Origin of the sequence: Noviherbaspirillum denitrificans (assembly GCF_002211445.1) — a bacterium.
GTDB classification, from domain to species: domain Bacteria; phylum Pseudomonadota; class Gammaproteobacteria; order Burkholderiales; family Burkholderiaceae_D; genus Noviherbaspirillum; species Noviherbaspirillum denitrificans.
In genome coordinates this window covers 1684817-1686855 of record NZ_LSTO01000001.1, presented here as the reverse complement: position 1 = coordinate 1686855, position 2039 = coordinate 1684817, and the positions used below count along the sequence as shown (strand labels likewise).

The window sequence follows — 2039 nt, the reverse complement described above, 5'->3', positions numbered from 1 at the left end:
CAGGGGCGGCTGCGGGAGCGGTTGCAGCGGCAGGTGCTGCCGGTGCGGAAGCAGCGTTGGCAGGTGCGGATGCCTGGGCAACGACAACCGCTTCGGTCTTGGCCGGTGCGGCCTCTTCCGCCAGTGCCGGCTGCGCGAATCCGACGGCGGCCAGCAGGGAGCCTGCCGCCAGGATGCTTGCAAAGAGTTTTTTCATCTCACCCCTCCTTTAGAGTGCTTCTTTACCGGTTTCGCCGGTACGGATACGAACGACTTGCTGCAGGTCGAACACGAAGATCTTGCCGTCGCCGATCTTGCCGGTGCGGGCAGAGCTCTCTATCGCCTCGATGGCGCGGTCGACGATGGCGTCGTCCACGGCAGCTTCAATCTTGGTCTTGGGCAGGAAGTCGACCACATATTCGGCGCCGCGATACAGCTCGGTATGACCTTTCTGGCGTCCGAAGCCCTTTACTTCCGTGACCGTGATGCCCTGGACACCGATCGCCGAGAGGGCTTCACGCACTTCATCGAGCTTGAAGGGTTTGATGATCGCAGTGATCAGTTTCATGATTTCCTCGCTTAGAAAGTCTTGGCGATCGACAGGACCAGGCTGTTTTTGCCGAGGTTCTTGCCGTTCGGGCCGGTGTAGTTGTCGGTGTCGGTGCCGATGAGTGCCAGCGCGCCGGTCACGACGCCGAAATCCTTGGTCACGCCGACCTTCCAGTCGGTGTAGGAGAACGGGGAGTTGTTCTTCACCTTCTGGTGGCCTGCGTGCAGGTTCAGGACCAGGCCTTCGCCGATGTCGACGTTGGCGCCGATATCGAGGTAGCCGCTGCGCTTGCTGTCGACGAAGCCGAACAGGTTGGTCAGCGAATGCGAATACTTCACGTAGGCGGGGCCGTAGCCGAGCTGGCCATATACTTCGGTGGTGTTGGCGCTCGGGGTCAGGTTGTTGGACGGGTACTGGTAGCGCAGCACGCCGACGTCATAAGAAACGCCTTCGACGATCTCGCCGCGCTTGCCACCGTAGATATCCCATTCGATGCTGGCGTCGCCGCCCGGGACATCCTTGATCCACTTGATGGTGGACAACCACGTACCGGCGTAGAATCCGGTGGGGTTGTTGACGTAGTCCGCGCCGCCCTGCAGGGCCGGCTTCAGGCGGGTCTGGGAGATGCCGCGGTAGCGGTAGTCGCTGACAACCGACGCATTGAAGCTCACTTCATGATCCGGCTTCTTGTCCTCGGCCTGGGCGAGGCTGCCAGTAAAGGCGGCGGCGATGGCGGTGGCAAGAACGAGTTTTTTCATGGCGTTTCCCTTTTTGTGTGTTGGAAGGTGAGACAAATTGCAGTTTTCCAACTATTAGCAGGACTCATGCCACCGGATTTGCGGGCAGATGCGTTATCATTTTTGTAATTTTCCGCATTGGCCGCGCCTGGCTCACCCCTTTTTAAGGCAATGCACCACAAAGTTCGCACCACACTGAAGCGCACCGTTTTCGAGCGCACCAAGGAAGTGCGGCTCTTTCATCTTAGGATTGATTATGGACAAGACAAACTTTTTGAATGACCTCCAGGCCAAGCTCAGCCAGGCAATCGAGAACTCCCCCGCGAAGGATATCGAGCGGAATGTAAAGGCGATGCTGACCCAGGGCTTTTCCCGCCTCGACCTGGTGACACGCGAGGAATTCGACATCCAGAGCCAGGTACTGGCCAAGACCCGCGCCAAGTTGGAAACCCTGGAAGCCCGCTTGGCCGAACTGGAAGCGCTGCTGAAGAAACCGTAAGCCCATGAGTCTCGCGGTCCTGAAAAGCCGTGCACTGGCCGGGATGCACGCGCCGGAAGTGACGGTCGAAGTCCATCTCGCCAACGGCTTGCCCTCCTTCACCATCGTCGGCCTGCCGGAAACGGAGGTGAAGGAATCACGGGACCGCGTGCGCGCCGCGCTGCAGAACGCCTGCTTCGAATTTCCCGCGCGGCGCATCACCGTCAACCTCGCCCCGGCGGACCTGCCCAAGGAATCAGGCCGCTTCGACCTGCCCATCGCGCTCGGCATCCTT

General features: G+C 60.0%; 4 protein-coding genes and 1 pseudogene. 2 read left to right on the top strand and 3 right to left on the bottom strand.

The annotated features are described in order from the left end of the window. The 3 genes and pseudogenes from AYR66_RS29465 to AYR66_RS08400 all read right to left on the bottom strand — a co-directional run. Positions 1 to 196, bottom strand: a pseudogene (locus tag AYR66_RS29465) (ammonium transporter); the annotation flags it as partial. A 12-nt stretch (positions 197 to 208) separates the two neighbouring features. Beyond that, positions 209 to 547 carry a P-II family nitrogen regulator gene (locus AYR66_RS28815; protein WP_170942283.1) on the bottom strand — a complete coding sequence of 113 codons (339 nt, stop codon included), beginning with the start codon at positions 545 to 547 and terminating at the stop codon, positions 209 to 211. An 11-nt stretch (positions 548 to 558) separates the two neighbouring features. Next, positions 559 to 1287, bottom strand: a complete 729-nt coding sequence (locus AYR66_RS08400; protein ID WP_088707129.1) for a TorF family putative porin — start codon at positions 1285 to 1287, stop codon at positions 559 to 561. A 235-nt stretch (positions 1288 to 1522) separates the two neighbouring features. Between AYR66_RS08400 and AYR66_RS08395 the strand changes: the two genes are divergently transcribed. Beyond that, positions 1523 to 1765 carry an accessory factor UbiK family protein gene (locus AYR66_RS08395; protein WP_088707128.1) on the top strand — a complete coding sequence of 81 codons (243 nt, stop codon included), beginning with the start codon at positions 1523 to 1525 and terminating at the stop codon, positions 1763 to 1765. 4 nt (positions 1766 to 1769) lie between these two features. Beyond that, on the top strand, positions 1770 to 2039 hold a 270-nt coding region (locus AYR66_RS08390), incomplete at its 3' end, for a magnesium chelatase domain-containing protein (RefSeq protein ID WP_272938328.1).